This is a genomic window from Faecalibacterium sp. AF27-11BH (genome assembly GCF_003603005.1).
GTDB lineage: Bacteria > Bacillota > Clostridia > Oscillospirales > Ruminococcaceae > Faecalibacterium > Faecalibacterium taiwanense.
This window is the reverse complement of the sequence record NZ_QVGS01000005.1, coordinates 41,542-58,082: the sequence shown is the minus strand read 5'-3', so window position 1 is coordinate 58,082 and position 16,541 is coordinate 41,542. Positions and strand designations below refer to the sequence as shown.

The following is a 16,541-nucleotide window of genomic DNA, read 5'->3' as shown; positions in this document are numbered from 1 at the left end:
TGTTTGCTTTTCAGATGTTGCTTGGGGAATCAGGCCGCGCCGAAGGGATGCAGCTTCTGCCCTTTATTCTGTCATTTCCAGTTCAGAGATCCATTCCCGCACGCGGTCCGGGCGGTTTGTGACGATGGCATCCGGCTGCAGGGGCCAAAGGTCTTTCACGGCCTGTTCCCCGTCCACCGTCCAGTATGCCGCCTTGATGCCCAGATCATGCAGCTTCTGCACCATGCTGGGCTGCTGGTAAGCGGTGTGATATTCACAGCTCACCCAGTCCGGCTTGAAGTCCAGCGTCTGCACATACTTTACCGGGTCCCGCTGTTCCAGCAGGCGCTGGGCTACCTCTACCAGACTCTTGCCCGGAAAGTTCGCCTGCAGCATACTGATCTGGTTGCCCATCCAGCGCAGGGCCCAGCTGCAGTTTTCGTCATCCACATTTTCCACCGACAGCGGCGGCAGCTGTGGAAAATCATCCTCTTCCAGCCCGTTCTGCAGGCCAAGCATTTCCCATGTGCTAGTGGGCAGCGCCATGGTCTCCAACGCACCGTAGACCAGCACGCCCACCTTCAGCTCCGGCATCAGCTGCTTTGCCTGCCGCAGCAGGTCGTGGTTGAACGAGATCACCACCAGCCGGTCGGTAATGTTTGCTGCACGCACCTCCTCGATCACGCGGGGGACAAAATCCGGGTCGTCATCGATGGTGGCCTTCATTTCCAGCTGAACGATGGTACCTTCCATTTCCCTGCACAGAGCCAGTGCCTCCTGCAGGGTAGCGATCCTCTCGTTCCGATAGTTCACATCCTTCCAGCTGCCAAAGTCCAGCGCCTTCAGCTCGCCCTCGGTCATGTCGTAGATCTGGCCACGCATATCGGTGTGCCAGTCAATGACAAAATCGTGGTGGATCACCAGCTTTTTATCGCTGGTCTGCTGTACGTCCATTTCCACGCCGTCCGCGCCGATCTCCATCGCCTTGCGGAACGCAGAAAGGGTATTTTCCGGCGCAAGATAGGACGCGCCGCGGTGTGCAATGATCTCAGGTGTCATAAATTCCAATTCTTTCTCACAAATTTATTTTTTCGCAAATTTCAGGCAAGGTCGGTGCCGTTTGAAGCAATGACCTTTTTGTACCAGTAGAAGCTGTCCTTGCGGCTGCGGGCCAGTGTGCCGTTGCCGTCGTTGTCCTTATCCACATAGATAAAGCCGTAGCGCTTTTTCATCTCACCGGTGGATGCGCTCACAAGGTCGATAGGGCCCCATGTGGTGTAGCCCATCAGCGGCAGGCCGTCCTCGTTGACGGCCTTTTCCATCTGCTCGATGTGGGCGCGCAGATAATCGATGCGGTAGCTGTCGTGGATGGAGCCGTCCGCTTCCACGGTATCCACCGCGCCAAGGCCGTTCTCCACAATGAACATAGGCTTTTCGTACCGGTCGTAGATGGTGTTCAGGGTCACGCGCAGGCCCACCGGGTCGATGGCCCAGCCCCACTCGCTGGCCTTGAGGTACGGGTTCTTCACAGCTTCCAGCACCGCATTGCCGTCGGCCTTTTCTTCTGCCAGGATTTCCTGATCCGTGGTGATGCAGCGGCTGGAATAGTAGCTGAAGGAGACAAAATCCACGGTGCCTTCTTTCAGAACCCGCTCATCGCCCGGCTCGGTGTGTAGGGTGATGCCGGCCTTCTCCATCCGCTTTTTTGCCCACACCGGGTAGGCTCCCCGGGCCTGCACATCGGTAAAGAAGTAGTTGTCGCGGTCCGCTTCCTGCGCGGCACGGATATCCTCCGGTGCACAGGTGCGCGGGTAATACTGGCCTGCCGCCAGCATACAGCCCACCATGGCACCGGGCATCTTTTCATGGGCCAGCTTGACCGCCTTTGCGCTGGCCACCAGTTCATGATGTGCCGCCTGATACTCCACCTGCTGCACATTCTCGCCCGGATAGAACACTAGCCCCGCGCCGGTAAAGGGCAGATGCAGCAGCATGTTGATCTCGTTGAAGGTGAGCCAGTATTTCACCTTCCCCTTGTAGCGGTCAAACAGCACTTCACAGTAGTGCACATAGGCATCCACCATGCGGCGGTCTTTCCAGCCGCCATACTTTTTTATGAGGGCAATGGGGGTATCGAAGTGGCAGATGGTCACAAGCGGTTCAATGCCGTATTTGTGGCACTCATCAAACACATCCTCATAGAACTTCAAGCCCTCTTCATTGGGCTTGGCATCGTCGCCGTTCGGCAGGATGCGGGTCCATGCGATGGACAGCCGGAAGCACTTGAAACCCATCTCGGCAAAGAGGGCGATGTCCTCTTTATAATGGTGATACAGGTCAATGGCTTCATGGCTGGGATAATAGTGCTTGTCGTCGCACTCCAGCATTTCCAGCCGACCCAGCGCCACCGGGAAGCGGTCCGGGCCAAACGGGGTCACATCCACGGTGGCAAGGCCCTTGCCGCCTGCCTGCCATGCGCCCTCGCACTGGTTGGCAGCGGTGGCACCGCCCCACAGAAAATCTTTGGGAAAACTGCCCATATGTAAACCCTCCCTATTTTAATTTGTTGATTATAAGATACCGCACAATCGCCGGAATGTCCATGCCTACATTTTACAAAAAGGTGCTTCATTGTTGTGAAAGTACGACTTTTATCGTCAAATCGCCGAATTTTGATTCTATTTTTCGTACATTTTTCACGAGAAAAATGCAAAAACGGCCTGATTTTCCTTTCATTCTGTTTCTTTCAAACTGTCCGCAGACATGGTACAATAATCAGGTAAGATACACCGCCGCTTTTTCGGCATTGGAAAATGGAGTGTTTGATTATGACTGAGTTCAAGCCCATTAAAGAAGGCAAGGTTCGTGAGATCTATGATAACGGTGACAGCCTCATCATGGTTGCTACCGACCGCATTTCCGCGTTTGATGTCATCCTGAAAAACAAGGTCACCAAAAAGGGCACCGTTCTGACCCAGATGAGCAAGTTCTGGTTCGATTACACCCGCGATCTGCTGCCCAACCATATGCTGAGCGTGGACGTGAAGGATATGCCGGAGTTCTTCCAGCAGCCCCAGTTCGACGGCAACAGCATGATGTGCCGTAAGCTGACCATGCTGCCCATTGAGTGCATCGTGCGCGGCTACATCACCGGCAGCGGCTGGGCCAGCTACCAGAAGACCGGCAAGGTGTGCGGCATCCAGCTGCCGGAAGGCCTGAAGGAGTCCGACAAGCTGCCCGAGCCTATCTACACTCCCTCCACCAAGGCCGAGATCGGCGACCACGACGAGAACATCTCCTACGAAAAGAGCATCGAGGTGCTGGAAAAGCAGTTCCCCGGCCACGGCGAGGAGTATGCCACCAAGCTGCGCGACTACACCATTGCCCTGTACAAGAAGTGTGCTGAGTATGCGCTCTCCCGCGGCATCATCATTGCCGACACCAAGTTTGAGTTTGGTCTGGATGAGAACGGCAACGTGGTGCTGGGCGACGAGATGCTCACCCCGGATTCCTCCCGCTTCTGGCCGCTGGAAGGCTACGAGCCGGGCCACAGCCAGCCTTCCTTCGATAAGCAGTTCGTGCGCGACTGGCTCAAGGCCAACCCCGACAGCAACTACGACCTGCCGCAGGACGTGATTGACAAGACCATTGCCAAGTATCTGGAGGCCTACGAGCTGCTCACCGGCAAAAAACTGTAAATTTTACGATAAAACGAATCCCGGCAGATGCTTGACAGCTCTGCCGGGATTCGCTATAATGTCTATAGAAAGGGCACTGCGACAAGCGGTTGGCCCCAGTTCAAGGTTTACAGTTTTTGAGAACCGTCACCGTGCCGGGTGGCGGTTCTTACTTTTTCACGCGAATGGTGAATGTCAATCCAAACAAGTGGAATGTCAAAGTAATTGGCATGTACTCACCTCCTTTCGGAAGTGAGGGCCGAACCGCCTGCCGTTGTTTGCAGTGCCCCGCCGCCTTTCAGCAGCAGAGATAGCATAACATAGTTTTCGGCTGATTTCAACAAAAAAATGCTTCCGTGCGCCGCACGGAAGCATTTTTTCACTTACTCAGCTCCGCGCTTTCCTCGGAAAAAGCTTCGGACTCTGCCGTTTCTTCGTTTTCTTCGTCCAGCAGATACTGCACCTCGGTCTGCTTTGCCATCTGGTCAGCCGTCCAGTCCAGCTGTGCGATGCCTTCCAGTTCCAGCGTGTACTGCTCCACATTCTGCAGGCTGCCGGAGGCAAGACTCTGGCCCGGGTCGTTCTCCGGCGACCATGTAATGCGCAGCTCATCCGGCTGTGCGCTGCACTGCTGCACGGCATCGGTCACGCTGCGGCAGTCCTGCGCAAAGGCCTGTACGCTGTCATAGCCGCCAAACAGCTCCACAGTCAGGCTCAGATAGCCGTTTCCGGCATTCACATCCCGCAGCGTTTTCGCCTCACTGCTGTACAGGTAGGCGTTTCCGCTGATATTCTTCACACGGATATCCGGGGCTGTTTGTTTGATCTTGTCATAGGCTTCTGTCGTATATTCCTGCCCCAGCTTCATGCTTGCCTGATTCCGCTCCGGGCCGAGTTCATCCCACACCACCGGCAGCAGCGAAAGGCCAAAGCACCCGGCCATGAGCACAAGGCAGATCAGCACCGACCAGAAATCGTACTTCCAGCGCCCCGGGCGGGCGGCAAAAAAGAGCACCTCGCCGCCCAGCAGGATCAGCCCTGCCGCCGGGGCGATCTTGAGCATCAGCTTCCAGTCAACGCCCGGCACAAAATAGGCAAGCAGAAAGAAGATGCCCGCTGCGATCAGGCATACGCCCAGCGTAAAGCTGCCCACCCGGCGCAGCGGCTGCGGTTTTGCAGTCTGCGGTGCTTCACCGGTCAGCGGCGCATCATTTCTCATCTCGTCCATCGTCGGCATCCTCCGTCTCATCGTCCGGGGTCACGGACTTGCCCAGCAGAGCCGAGAGCTTGGGCATGGCAAAGCCCTTTGCTTCCGGCTCTGCCTGCGCATCCTGTGCAGTATACTCGGTAAAATCTGCATCTTCGGCATCGTTCTGCGGCTTCTGTTTTCTGCCCTTGGGGCCGCGCACCAGCCACGCACCGCAGATGATCAGGGCCACGCACACCACCACCTCTGGCAGCTGATCCATCATCAGGTAAAGTGCACGGAAGAAAGGGCTGCTCTGGCCCCAGCGCCACACGATATCCCCCAGCGTGTTCATAAGGATGTTCTGGTAGGCCACCAGCGCGCCCAGCGCGATCAGGCCCCAGCCTAGCAGCTTGTGGCTGTCCAGCATGAACTGTTCCATGCGCTGGTCGTGCCAGTTGATGTGCACCAGATAATCGTCCTGCGGGGCGGTGCCTGCGCCGATCTGCGCCCGGAGATTGAAGGTGTCAAAGAAGCTGTACATCCACACAATGGGCATGGCTACATACAAAACTTCCAGCAGAGTGCCCGCACCAAAGGCCACGCAGAACATCGTAATGAGCGAAAGGCCGCGCTTCATGTAGCCCTGATACATCTGGCCTGCGCCCGGGCAAAAGGCGAAGAGGAAGGTCAGGATTCCGTTTTTCATCATAATCGATCTCCTTATTTCGTTTGATCTGCAAGTGGCGAATTTTTGTATTTTTCTGCTGCAGGGCCGCCGGCTCCGAACAGCAGGTCATTGAGTGCTTTTGCCAGCGAAGCCTGCTGCTTCGGCTTGTCGTCGTCCATTGGCTTTCCCAGTATTTCCGGCTGGGCGGACGGTCGGTCATTTTCCACCGGCTTGCCCAGCTGCAAGGCTTCTTCGGTCTGGCTCTGGCTGGTCTCCGGTGTCCATGTGTGCAGCTCCTGCCGGAAATTCAGCAGCTGGTCTATAGTGCCGGAGCGCCACATGGTAAAGGCCAGCACCGCCGCCACACCGGCCACTGCGGCACGGCCCCATGTGTTCTGCATCAGCCGCACCCAGATAGCGGCCATCACCGCCTTGTGCGCGGAGTGCGGCGGCGTTTCCAGCGCATCTGCCGTCAGCAGAGCGGTGTAGCGGTCCATGCATTTATCGCAGTAGGATAAATGCTCGGCGGTCTCCAGCCGGCCCAGCTCATCCAGCCCGCCTGCCTGCAGGGCCTGTAGGCCTTCGTCGGTCAGGCAGCCGTTTTTGTCAAACAGTTCCATGTACGCACTCCTTTCCATCGTTTTCACGCTGTAGTATCTGCTGTGCCAGCATCTTTTTTGCCCGGTAGATCTGTGCTTCCACCGTCTTGGGCGGGCGGCCGCACAGCTGTGCCGCCTCGGCCATGGTGTGCTGTTCCAGCAGCACCAGACGGCAAGGCGTTCTGTAGGGCTCCCGCAGATCCAGGATCATGGCGGTGAGCTCTTCCTCGCCCAGAGCATCCAGCACCTGCTGTTCCGGCTGGGTGCCGGGCGGCGCGCCTTCCAGCGCCAGCACATCGTCGCCGGGAATGTTCACCCTGCGCACCCATGCGCTGCGCAGATAGTCCTTTGCCTTGTTGGCAGCGATGCGTGCCAGCCACTGTTTTTCAAACCCGGACGGGCAGCGGTCAATGGCCCGCCATGCCGCCAGAAAGGTCTCCTGCGTCAGGTCCTGCGCATCGCCGGCATCCGGCACCAGCTGGTGGCAGACCGTATACACGAGCGACTGGTATTTCTGCACCATCGCGCTGAATTCCAAGGTCGTCAACGGCCTGCCCACCTCCTTTCAGTTTCGTCCCGGTCCGACGAAGTGCAGCCTCTGCGCTGCCCTTCTGCACATTCATACGAAACAGCCGTTCAAAATCCTGCAAAAACTTTTATTTTTATGATACAATAGAAGTAGTATAGCACAAAAGGAGGCATTCGGCCATGGCTGTCAGTACCCGTCAGGCACTTTTGCAGGCACTTTCCGCTGCCGGGGGCAGCTACGTTTCCGGCCAGCAGCTGGCCGAGACCCTCGGCGTGAGCCGCGCTGCCGTGCACAAGGCCGCTGCGGCCCTCACGGCCCAAGGGTACGCGCTGGAAGCTGCGCCCCGCCGGGGCTACCGGCTGGCAGGCGGCGACCCGTTCTGCGCCGAAGCCATCGGGGACTACCCTGCACCCATCTATTTATATGACACGCTGGAAAGCTCCAACCGCACGGCAAAGCTGCTGGCGCTGGATGGTGCACCCCATGGCACGCTGGTGCTCACCGCCCACCAGAGCGCCGGACGCGGCAGGCTGGGCCGGAGATTTGAAAGCCCGGCAGGCAAGGGCGTTTACTGCTCGGTGCTGCTGCGCCCGGAAATGCCCGCCGCCAATGCCCAGACCGCTACCATCAGCGCAGCGGTGGCGGTCTGCCGTGCCGTGAAAAAGCTCTGCGGGCTGGAGCTTGCCGTCAAGTGGGTCAACGACCTGTACTATCAGGGCAGAAAGGTCTGCGGCATCCTGACCGAAGCGGGGACCGACCTCGAGAGCGGACAGCTGGAATGGCTGGTGGTCGGCATCGGGCTGAACCTTACCTCCACCACTGCCGACTGGCCGGAGGAGCTGGCCCGCAAGGCCGGGAGCCTGTACCCCGGCGGGCCTGCCCCGGTGAGCCGGGCCGCACTGGCCGGGGCCATTGCCCGGGAGCTGCTGGCCCTCTGCCCGGCGTTTGACTGTCTGGATGAGTACCGCGCCCGGTGCTTTGTGCCCGGCCACTGGGTGACGGTGTGTGCCGAGACCGAGACCTACGCCGCAAAGGCCCTTGCCATCGACGAGGAAGGGCGGCTGGTCATTCAGCGGGAGAACGGCCGACAGGAGGCTCTGCGCTGCGGCGAGGTGACCACCCGGCCTGCACGGACCGAATAAGACGCAAAAAAGCACCCTTTCCTGCCCGGAAAGAGTGCTTTTTATGTTCTGCACTTATGTATCCAGATCCACGGCTTCCAGCACCGTGATGTCCTCTTTTTCAAAGGCGGTGCGGATCATCCTGGCAAGGCCGGGCATTTCGGCCTTGTTCTCGATGCACAGGGTGATGATGCCATTCAGGCTGGAGGCTTCCACACCCATGGAGCCGCCATCCGGCGGGACCCAGACGTTGAAGTCTTTGGTGTACTGCTCAAGCTCCGGCGTAGCCGGCAGCAGCGGATTGCCCAGATAGCTGAGCCAGAAATCCGCCGGGACACCGCTGATGTACTCGCCCATCTGGAACACCCTCTGCTTGATGCGCAGGGGCGCTTTCTGCTGGTCTACCTTGTATACCCAGCTCATCTGCTGGGTCATCTGGCGCAGCTTTGCCTCCGGCTGCAGGGTGCGGAGCACCTCGGCATCCATTTCCGGCACGATGTCCGCAAGGCGGGTGTCATCGTTCAGCTTCACGCCGCTCTGGAAGGAGCACACGCAGTTGTAAAGGGCATCCGGCACGCCCGCTTCCCTGCGGGTATCTGCCGAGTAGGAATACTGGATCTCGTCTTTGCCCAAATAATTGCGCAGCGCAAGGCTCAGCAGACCGGCCAGCGCTGTAAAGGGCTTGACGCCGTTCTCCACTGCCCGGTCCACAAGGCTCTGCTTGGTCAGCCGCACCCGGGTGCGGCGCATCCTGCCCTCCCATGTCTGCACCACATCCCTCTGCATCGTGCTCTCGGTGGCTGTGAGGGGTGGATATTTTTCCATCATGGCCTCGATGTCATAGGCCGGGCTGCACACGATGGGCGTGTTTGCAAACGCCGTGCCATAGCGCAGGTTGCAGTACTGTTCCAGAATGCGGGTGAGGAAGGGCGACACCCCGTGGCCGTCCATGAGGAAATGATACCAGTCAAAATAGATGGTGTCCCCCTCACAGCTCACGCTGAAAAGATAGCCGTTCGTTTCCTCCGGGATATCGCGCTGTGCACTGCCCTGATACACAAGGCAGGGGTTCGGGTTCGGCTCCAGAAAAAAGCTCCGCTTTTCCTGCACCAGCTGTACCCGATAGTACGGTGCGGCCGAAAGCGCCGCCTCCAGTGCGCGCTGCAAAAGAGCGGGTTCCACCGTATCCTGCAGCGCAAACTGGTACCGACACAGGATCTTCTCCCGACGGAAGAAGTACATCGTTCCCTGAAAGATGTACTCCGTCGAGCGCTGCGACTCATTCATGAACTGTTACCCCGCGTTTGCCGCCAGATAATCCACCAGATCCCCTATGGTCACAAAGTTGCGCAGCTCCTTTTCAGGGATGCGCAGGCCGAAGGTCTCCTCGAGGTCTGCCACAATGGTCAGGATCTCCATTGAGGACAGATCCAGATCGTCCATCAGGACGCTGTTCTCATTCACATCTTCGGGAGAGACCTCGGCAACATCCTCCAGGATGGCCAGGATCTGGGAAATGATCTCTGCTCGTTCCATAGAAATTTTCTTCCTTTCCGTGACGGATAATAGGCACAATCTCCTATGCCTTTCCATAATAATACCCTGATTCTCTCCTGTGCGCAAGGGTTCCGGCAACAAAGCTTTGTTTTTTGTCGGAACTCCTGTTTTCAGTCTGCCGGTCTGCCGGCCCATTTATGCATCCGGGCATTCGATCGCATCTGTATCACTGGCGCAGCAGCTTGCCTGCACCGTTGCGCGGCAGCGGCTCGGTGCTGAACTCCACTGCGCTCATGCGCTTGTACAGCGGCAGGGTGCGGTTTGCCTCGGTGATAAAGTCCCGCACCTGCTGCTGTTTGTCCTCGTCGCAATAGACCACCACGCCGATCTTCTTGCCCATTTCTTTTACAACACATTCCTTCACGACTTCGCACTTGCCCACGATGCCTTCCAGCTCTTCGGGGTTGATGTTCTCGCCGCTGTCCAGAATGATGAGGTTCTTCTTGCGGCCGATCAGGAAATAGTAGCCGTCCTCGTCCTTGCGGGCCAGATCGCCAGTGTGGAACCAGCCGTCCGCGTCAATGACCTCGGCGGTGGCCTCCGGGTCCTTGTAGTAGCCCAGCATGATGCTGTCGCCGCGCATGCACAGCTCGCCGTCCTCGGCGATCTTGTAGTCCAGATAATCATTGCCCTGACCCACAGCGCCGATGTGCTTTGCGTCCTGTGCGTAATTGATGATGCCGTCGCCGCAGGTCTCGGTGCTGCCGTAGGTCTGCACCACGAACATGCCGTGCTCCGCCATATCCAGCATCACCTGCGGGTCGAACATGGCAGAGGAGCAGATGGGCACCCACAGCTCCCCCAGACGATTCTTGCGGCCGCGCATCACATCATGGTGGAGTGAGTTCATGATGACCGGCACCACCGCCATGGCCTGACTGGGCATCCGCTTTACCTCTTTGTAGAAGTTGCGGATGTCGCTGCTGACGTTCAGCGCCCAGCCTGCATGGGCCCAGGAGAACAGGCAGATGAACGCGCCCAGATGGAACATGGGCAGCACGGTGTACTGGCTCATGACGAGGTCCGGTTCGTGCTTATACGCCATCATGTGCTCACCGATCTGGGTGTGGGCACGCATCACCGAGAAGAAATTCTTCTCGCTCAGCATGACGCCCTTGCTGCGGCCCGTGGTACCGGAGGTGAACATCAGAACCATCAGGGCTTCGTGGTCGATGCAGCGGGTCAGCCGCGCAGGCTCATAGCTGCGGAAGCCGTCCATGGGGCGGAGGATATCGCCGTAGGCCGCCTTGAGCTGGTCGTTGAAGCCGTAGTCATCGCCGTCGGTCAGGATGGCGTCCGGCTCCACAAGGCCCAGCTCATAGCTCAGCTCATCCCAGCTCTTGCGCTGGTTCAGCAGCACCAGCACCGCACCGGCCGCCACCACGCCAAAGGTGTTCACGGCATACTCGTAGCTGTTCTTGGTGAGCAGGCAGATCTTTTTGCCCTTGATCTCCGGGATGGTGGACTGGAAGTAATTCACCGCCTTGCGGATATCCTGCACATAATCCTTATAGAGGATGGTGGTCACGGCATCGTTTGCAGTGTCGTAGAAGCGGAAGGCCACATTATCCTTGAAGCGGTCTTCCATGTTGATGGTGATAAGGTCGTAGACATTATCCAGCACTCTGATCTTACGCATTGTTCTGTTTCCTCCCGTGTTCAGCGCAGCAGTTTTCCCATGGCGTTGCGGGGCAGCGGCTGTGCGCTGAACTCCGTCACCATGCGCTTGTACAGCGGCAGGCCGCGGTTGACCCCAGTGACGAACTCCTTCACAGTTTCCTGCTTTGCAGGGTCACAGTAGATGAGGGCACAGATCTTTTTGTCCTTTTCCTTCACGATGCACTCCTGAATGTCCGCACAGGGCACCAGCAGCTTTTCCAGCTCCTCAGGGTTCACGTTCTCGCCGCTGTCCAGAATGATCACGTTCTTCTTGCGGCCGGTCAGGTACATGTAGCCGTCCTCTTCCACCCGGGCAATGTCGCCGGTATGAAACCAGCCGTCTGCATCGATGACTTCTGCAGTGCCTTCCGGGTCCTTGTAGTAGCCCAGCATGATGGGGTCGCCCCGCATGCACAGCTCGCCGTCGTCCAGCTTGTATTCACAGCTGAGGTCCACATGGCCCACGCTGGTCAGGTACTTTGCCTCCTGCGAGGAGTTCCATGCACCGTCGCCGCAGGTCTCGGTCAGGCCGTACATCTGGGCCACAAAGAAGCCCTTCTCCATCATATCACTCAGAATCTTGGGGTCGAACATGGCAGCGCCGCAGGTCAGCACGCACAGGCCGTTCAGGCGGTCGCGGCGGCCCTTCATCACATCGCTGTAGATGCTCTTCAGCAGCACCGGCACCACCGCCATCACCTCGCTGTGCATGGCGCCCAGATCACGGTAGAAATACTTCAGGTTGTTGCACAGGTTGATGGAGTGGCCGGTGATGCTCCACGAAACAAGGCTGGTCATGGCGGAGATGTGGAACATGGGCAGGGCGGACAGAGACGAGAACTCGTCGGTGTTCCAGCCCGTGTACTTCTTCACATCGTCAAAAGGATCCAGAAAGGCCGGCATGGCGCTGAACAGGTTCTTCTGGCTCAGCATAACGCCCTTGCTGCGGCCGGTGGTGCCGGAGGTGAACATGATAAAGGCCAGAGCAGAGAGGTCCTCCACCTCGGTCACGTCCTCGGCAGGCTCATAGGCCGCAAAGACATCCATGGGCTTCAGGATGCTGCCGTAGGTCTCAGCGAGGGCAGGCTCCCGCTCCGCGAACTCGCCATCCTGCAGGATGCACACCGGCTCGGTGAGGCCCAGCTCGTAGGAGATGGCATCCCAGTCCTTGCCAAGGTTCAGCGGCACAGCCACGGCTCCGGCAATGACCGTGCCGTACATGCAGATGACATACTGGTAGCTGTTGCGGGCCAGGATCGCCACACGCTTGCCGCGCACGTCGCCATACTCTGCACGCAGGAACGCCACGAACCGGCGCAGATCCTGGGCATACTGTGCGTAGTGCACCTCGGCCACGCCCTGCTTTTCTTCATCATACCAGCGCAGAGCCACACGGTCTGCAATGTTGGTTTCCATATTGCAAAGTGACTGATACAGCGATGTAATCATTTTCTTCCTCCATTTTTACCATCCGATCCGGCGCTCCTGTGTAGGCCAACACAGATCCTTCCAGTCATTTCCAACTGTGCCCAGTATACAATAAGGCCTGTGTCAATGCAAGAGTTTTGCAACATTTAATTCCAAACATTGACAATAAAATCTTGCATATCATGCTGTTTCCAGATGTAAATTCTGCCTTTCGTTGCGAAGCCGCCCTGCCTGTGCTATGCTTTTATTACAGGCTTCAATGTGTCCCCGCCCGCCGGACCGCAATTCAAAATTGACAGTCTGTGCAAAAAGCATTATACTGGGTTCATATCCATACAAAATTTTATCTTTTTCATTCAAAATCTACGCATTGTGCGGCGTCCGGCTCTGATGGAATGTCCCGCGCAAGGAAGGAACCTCCATGGAAGGAACCAAGCCCCGCACCGCCAGCTCCATCGGCATGTTCGACATGCTCAAGGGTGCCGGTATGCTGACCATCGTTTTTGCGCATACCGCCGAGCTTTATCCCATGCAGGCGGTCAGCGGCCTGTCCCTGACCGCGTTTTTCCCGTTCATCTACCGCGAAGCGCTGATGGCCGCCTTTTTTATTGCCAGCGGCTACGGCTTCCGCAAGCGCTCTATCCACAAGTGCATCCACCAGCAGCTCAAAAGCCTGCTCAAACCCTATGCTTACACGGCGCTGTTCACCTGCGTGCTGCACTTTATCATTCATTATAAGACGTTCCAGTACCTGCCCGGCACCATCGGCGAGTCTATCAAGGTCACCGGCGGCTTTCTGCTGGGCCTGCCCCACACGGCCAAGTATTTCGGGCAGGAGTTCTTCTCCTGCGGGCCGATGTGGTATCTGCTGGCGCTGATGGTAGGCTGGGTGCTGCTGGATGTGATCCTGAACATCTTCCCGGAGCGCTATGTTCCATGGGCTGTGGCAGGCTGCGTCCTGCTGGGCTGGGGCGCGAGCCTTGTGTGGGAACTGCCCTTCTGCCTGATCCAGGGTGCCGTGGTAGTGCCCTACCTCTATATCGGCTTCCTTGCCAAAAAGAAGCATCTGCTGGACGAGCCCCTGCCGCCCAAAGTCTTTGCCGGGCTGCTGGCCGCCACAGCACTCATTGCCGTAGGCGCTCTTGCTACCCGCACCACCGACTGCATCTCGCTGGCCAAGTGGTCGCTGGGGCCGCTGAGCATCTTTCTGGACGGTGCTGCAGGCCTGCTTTTCATCCGGCTGTTCATGCGGCTCAGCCGCGGCCATGGCCCCATCGTGCACTTTCTGGAAGCGGTGGGCCGCCGTTCGCTGAACATTTTCTGCGTACATACCGTGGAGATCATCGCTATTCCGTGGTATCTGATGGTAGCAAAGTTCTCTGCGCAGCCGGTGCTGGGCATGTGGCTGCAATATGCCATCTCTCTGGGCTCTATCTGGCTGGTGTGTGAGCTGCTGCGTGTACGCCGCGCACTCATCATCCGATTTTTCCCTGCACAGCGCAGAACGCCCGCCGTGCACTATACCTCCCGGCACTGACATGTTTTTCCGGCTGCTGCGGTGCAGCCATCATAAAAGTAAGAGGAGAATCCGGTTATGAACAACGATGTCCCCGAGACCCTTGCTGCGGCCCGCAGCCGCGCTGCTGACTTGGAACAGCAGCTCAAGCTCTCTGACGAAGGTGTATCCCGGCTGGCACAGCGGTGTCTGGAGCTGGAACAACAGGTGCTGAACTATCAGGCCGCACTGGCAAGGCACGGCAGCGACAACGAGCCTGCCGCCCTGACCCTGCCGCAGCTGTTCTACGATTCCGGCTCCGGCTATTCCCCGCGGGAATGCCTGACCGTTGCCGAGGATGCCTACGACGAACTGACCCACGAGGTCTCTGCGGTGTTCACCCTGCCCACGGATGCCCGTGCGCTGCGGCTGGACCCTGGTGAGCTGGCCTGCTGCGTGACTGACCTGAGCATCTCGGACGAGCGGCTGGAATGCCGCGCCATGAACGGCATCCAGCTGCAGGAAGACTGCCTGCTGTTTTTGGATGTGGACCCCAACCTGACCGTGTGCAGCACCGTGCCCTTTGCGGCCGGGATGAAGTTTGCCGTGACCTATCATTACTATCCGCTGGGCCGCTTCCAGCACGAGCAGCCCGGCAAGGCCCTGCTCAGCGCGTTGAATACCATCAAGCTGCATGCTGAAGCCGAAAAGAACGATGTTCTGGAACAGCTGCAGGCCGCCCTTGCCGAGAACACCCGGCTGAACAATCAGCTGACGGAACTGCAGAACAGCCGTGCTGCCTATGAAGATTCGCTGGAAAACCTGTACGAGAGCAGCAGCTGGCGGCTTACCGCACCGCTGCGTGCTTTGCGCCGCCTGCTGCGCGGCTGAATCGGATCGCTAAAGGAGTTGTTAACATGTACAGCAGTTACAGCACCCTGCAGCGTAAGCAGCTGACGAAGCAGGTTTATACCGATACCCAGAGCACCTATCTGCTGGTGTATGCACCGGGCCGTCATCAGGCGCTGGAGCACGCACTGGAAAACCAGCTGCACCGCAAGTTCCGGCTGGTGACGGAGCTGGCCCCCGCCCTGACCGACTCGGTGGAGGGCGTGCTGCTGGTCAGCGAAGATCTGGAGTGCACCTCCACCGCCCTGACCTATTTTGCCGCCGCCCTGCGCACCGGTGCCGATTTTGTGGTGTGTGATGCCGCCTTTGGCTTCGATGGCTCCACCGCCCTTTATCTGAGCACCCAGCACATCCCGTGCAGCCGCTGCGCCATGGTATCGCGGAAGCTTCTGGACCGGGTGCGCGCCGCTGCGCGCGGCAGGGACAGCGTGACCGAGCTGCTGCGCCTTGCCACCGCCATGGCGGAAAACTGCCACCGCATCCCGCAGTCTTTGCTGCACTTCCGGCGGGAACTGTGTGCCGACGATGTGTTCTCTGCAGACGGAAAGCGTGCTTTGATCCTGAGCCACGAGCTGACCATGACCGGTGCGCCCATCGTGCTGACAAGTGCCGTGCCGGTGCTGCGCAGCATGGGCTTTGAAGTGGTGGTGCTTGGCCCTGCGGACGACGGCTCGCTGCCGCTGTTTCTGGATGCCGGTGCCGCCGTAGTGACCCGCAGCGACTGCGTGATGAACTCGTCGCTGTGGGGCCTTGCCACCAGTGCCGATTTTGTGCTGGCCAACACCGTGGTAGAGGCTGCCGCCGTGAGCACCCTGAACGGCTCTTTCGTGCCGGTGCTGTGGTGGCTGCACGATGCCTTTGCAGGCTACCCATTCATTGCGCACAAGATTCCCAAAACACTGGACTCCAACGTGCATGTGTGCGCCGTAGGATCCCACGCCACTGCCGCCATGCACTCGGTGCGGCCGGACTTCAGCATTGAACAGCTGATCTACGGTCTGCCGGACTATGCGCAGGAAAGCTTCCCGCCCTACGATATCAGCTATGCCGGCGGCAGGCCGCTGTTCGTGACCGTAGGTTCCTTTGAGCCGCGCAAGGGTCAGGATATTTTCTGCAACGCCATCCGCCTGCTAAAGCCCGAGGTGCGCCAGAAGGCTGCTTTCCTGTTCGTGGGTAAGGCGGCGGACAAGAGCCTGAAGAACGCCGTGGATGCACTGGTGGAGGACTACCCGGACACCGTTTTCTACCGCAAGCGTCTGGAACGGCCCGAGATCAAATCCCTGATGGATCAGTGCACCTGCGTGGTATGCGCTTCCCGCGATGATCCCATGCCAACCTTCGTCACCGAGGGCCTGATCTTCGGCAAGCCCTCCATCGTGTCGGAGCACACCGGCACCGCCGGGCTGATCACCGAGGGCGTGGACGGCTTTGTGTACAAAGACGACGACCCGGATCAGCTGGCAAAGGTGCTGGAGTATGCTATCCTGCATCCGGAACAGCTGGCCGCCATGAAAGCTGACTGCCGGAAAATGTACGAGAAATATTATTCCAACGAAGCCTATGTTGCCACCCTGACACGGCTGGTGAACGAATCAACAGACTAAAAACAAGATAAAGGCAAGGGTCGATGCGTACATCTGCCCTTGCCTTTTTATCATTCCATCAAAATTGCACAAGAAAATTCCAGTTCCGTTCACAAAGACACAGGCCGCGTGTGTTATACTTTTATCAA

Annotated in this window: 15 protein-coding genes; 5 read left to right on the top strand and 10 right to left on the bottom strand. The window is 58.4% G+C overall.

What is annotated here, in order from left to right; genetic code table 11:
* Positions 1-63: 63 nt before the first annotated feature.
* Both DWY76_RS06770 and DWY76_RS06765 read right to left on the bottom strand, forming a co-directional pair.
* Positions 64-1,038, bottom strand: a complete 975-nt coding sequence (locus DWY76_RS06770) for a glycerophosphodiester phosphodiesterase family protein (protein ID WP_005943990.1) — start codon at positions 1,036-1,038, stop codon at positions 64-66.
* A gap of 41 nt (positions 1,039-1,079) precedes the next feature.
* The gene (locus tag DWY76_RS06765; RefSeq protein WP_120080558.1) at positions 1,080-2,519 is read right to left on the bottom strand and encodes a 6-phospho-beta-glucosidase; all 1,440 of its coding nucleotides are present in this window, start codon (positions 2,517-2,519) and stop codon (positions 1,080-1,082) included.
* Positions 2,520-2,807: 288 nt separating this feature from the next.
* Here DWY76_RS06765 and DWY76_RS06760 point away from each other — a divergent pair, with 288 nt between their 5' ends.
* Positions 2,808-3,677, top strand: coding sequence for a phosphoribosylaminoimidazolesuccinocarboxamide synthase (locus DWY76_RS06760; protein WP_044953963.1), 870 nt, complete (start codon positions 2,808-2,810; stop codon positions 3,675-3,677).
* Between the two features lie 358 nt (positions 3,678-4,035).
* On the opposite strand, the gene DWY76_RS06755 is transcribed toward DWY76_RS06760, so the two are convergent.
* Genes DWY76_RS06755 through DWY76_RS06740 form a run of 4 tightly spaced genes read right to left on the bottom strand, consistent with a single transcriptional unit; the run spans position 4,036 to position 6,658 of the window.
* The gene (locus DWY76_RS06755) at positions 4,036-4,884 is read right to left on the bottom strand and encodes a hypothetical protein (RefSeq protein ID WP_120080556.1); all 849 of its coding nucleotides are present in this window, start codon (positions 4,882-4,884) and stop codon (positions 4,036-4,038) included.
* Complete coding sequence (locus tag DWY76_RS06750; RefSeq protein WP_120080554.1) at positions 4,865-5,554, bottom strand: hypothetical protein; 690 nt, start codon at positions 5,552-5,554, stop codon at positions 4,865-4,867. The genes DWY76_RS06755 and DWY76_RS06750 overlap by 20 nt, the downstream gene beginning before the upstream one ends.
* 11 nt (positions 5,555-5,565) lie before the next feature.
* Positions 5,566-6,132 (bottom strand): hypothetical protein, encoded by a 567-nt coding sequence (locus DWY76_RS06745; protein WP_120080552.1) that lies wholly within the window; start codon positions 6,130-6,132, stop codon positions 5,566-5,568.
* Positions 6,119-6,658 (bottom strand): RNA polymerase sigma factor, encoded by a 540-nt coding sequence (locus DWY76_RS06740; protein WP_223388239.1) that lies wholly within the window; start codon positions 6,656-6,658, stop codon positions 6,119-6,121. Before DWY76_RS06740 ends, DWY76_RS06745 begins: the two co-directional genes overlap by 14 nt.
* A gap of 161 nt (positions 6,659-6,819) precedes the next feature.
* Between DWY76_RS06740 and DWY76_RS06735 the strand changes: the two genes are divergently transcribed.
* Positions 6,820-7,782: a biotin--[acetyl-CoA-carboxylase] ligase gene (locus DWY76_RS06735; protein WP_120080550.1), complete on the top strand. Its 963-nt coding sequence runs from the start codon at positions 6,820-6,822 to the stop codon at positions 7,780-7,782.
* A 54-nt stretch (positions 7,783-7,836) separates the two neighbouring features.
* Here DWY76_RS06735 and DWY76_RS06730 read toward each other — a convergent pair whose 3' ends face one another.
* From DWY76_RS06730 to DWY76_RS06715, 4 genes are all read right to left on the bottom strand, one after another.
* The gene (locus DWY76_RS06730) at positions 7,837-9,048 is read right to left on the bottom strand and encodes a hypothetical protein (RefSeq protein ID WP_120080548.1); all 1,212 of its coding nucleotides are present in this window, start codon (positions 9,046-9,048) and stop codon (positions 7,837-7,839) included.
* A gap of 6 nt (positions 9,049-9,054) precedes the next feature.
* Positions 9,055-9,297 (bottom strand): acyl carrier protein, encoded by a 243-nt coding sequence (locus tag DWY76_RS06725; protein WP_044953961.1) that lies wholly within the window; start codon positions 9,295-9,297, stop codon positions 9,055-9,057.
* A gap of 187 nt (positions 9,298-9,484) precedes the next feature.
* Positions 9,485-10,957: a class I adenylate-forming enzyme family protein gene (locus tag DWY76_RS06720; RefSeq protein ID WP_120080546.1), complete on the bottom strand. Its 1,473-nt coding sequence runs from the start codon at positions 10,955-10,957 to the stop codon at positions 9,485-9,487.
* A 20-nt stretch (positions 10,958-10,977) separates the two neighbouring features.
* Complete coding sequence (locus DWY76_RS06715) at positions 10,978-12,393, bottom strand: class I adenylate-forming enzyme family protein (protein WP_120080641.1); 1,416 nt, start codon at positions 12,391-12,393, stop codon at positions 10,978-10,980.
* A 433-nt stretch (positions 12,394-12,826) separates the two neighbouring features.
* Here DWY76_RS06715 and DWY76_RS06710 point away from each other — a divergent pair, with 433 nt between their 5' ends.
* From DWY76_RS06710 to DWY76_RS06700, 3 genes are read left to right on the top strand one after another with little or no spacing between them, the layout of a single operon-like run.
* The gene (locus DWY76_RS06710) at positions 12,827-13,942 is read left to right on the top strand and encodes an acyltransferase (RefSeq protein ID WP_120080544.1); all 1,116 of its coding nucleotides are present in this window, start codon (positions 12,827-12,829) and stop codon (positions 13,940-13,942) included.
* Between the two features lie 57 nt (positions 13,943-13,999).
* Positions 14,000-14,791: a hypothetical protein gene (locus DWY76_RS06705; RefSeq protein ID WP_097774308.1), complete on the top strand. Its 792-nt coding sequence runs from the start codon at positions 14,000-14,002 to the stop codon at positions 14,789-14,791.
* Between the two features lie 26 nt (positions 14,792-14,817).
* Entirely contained in the window at positions 14,818-16,413 is a 1,596-nt protein-coding gene (locus DWY76_RS06700) for a glycosyltransferase family 4 protein (protein ID WP_120080542.1), read from the top strand.
* Positions 16,414-16,541: the final 128 nt, after the last annotated feature.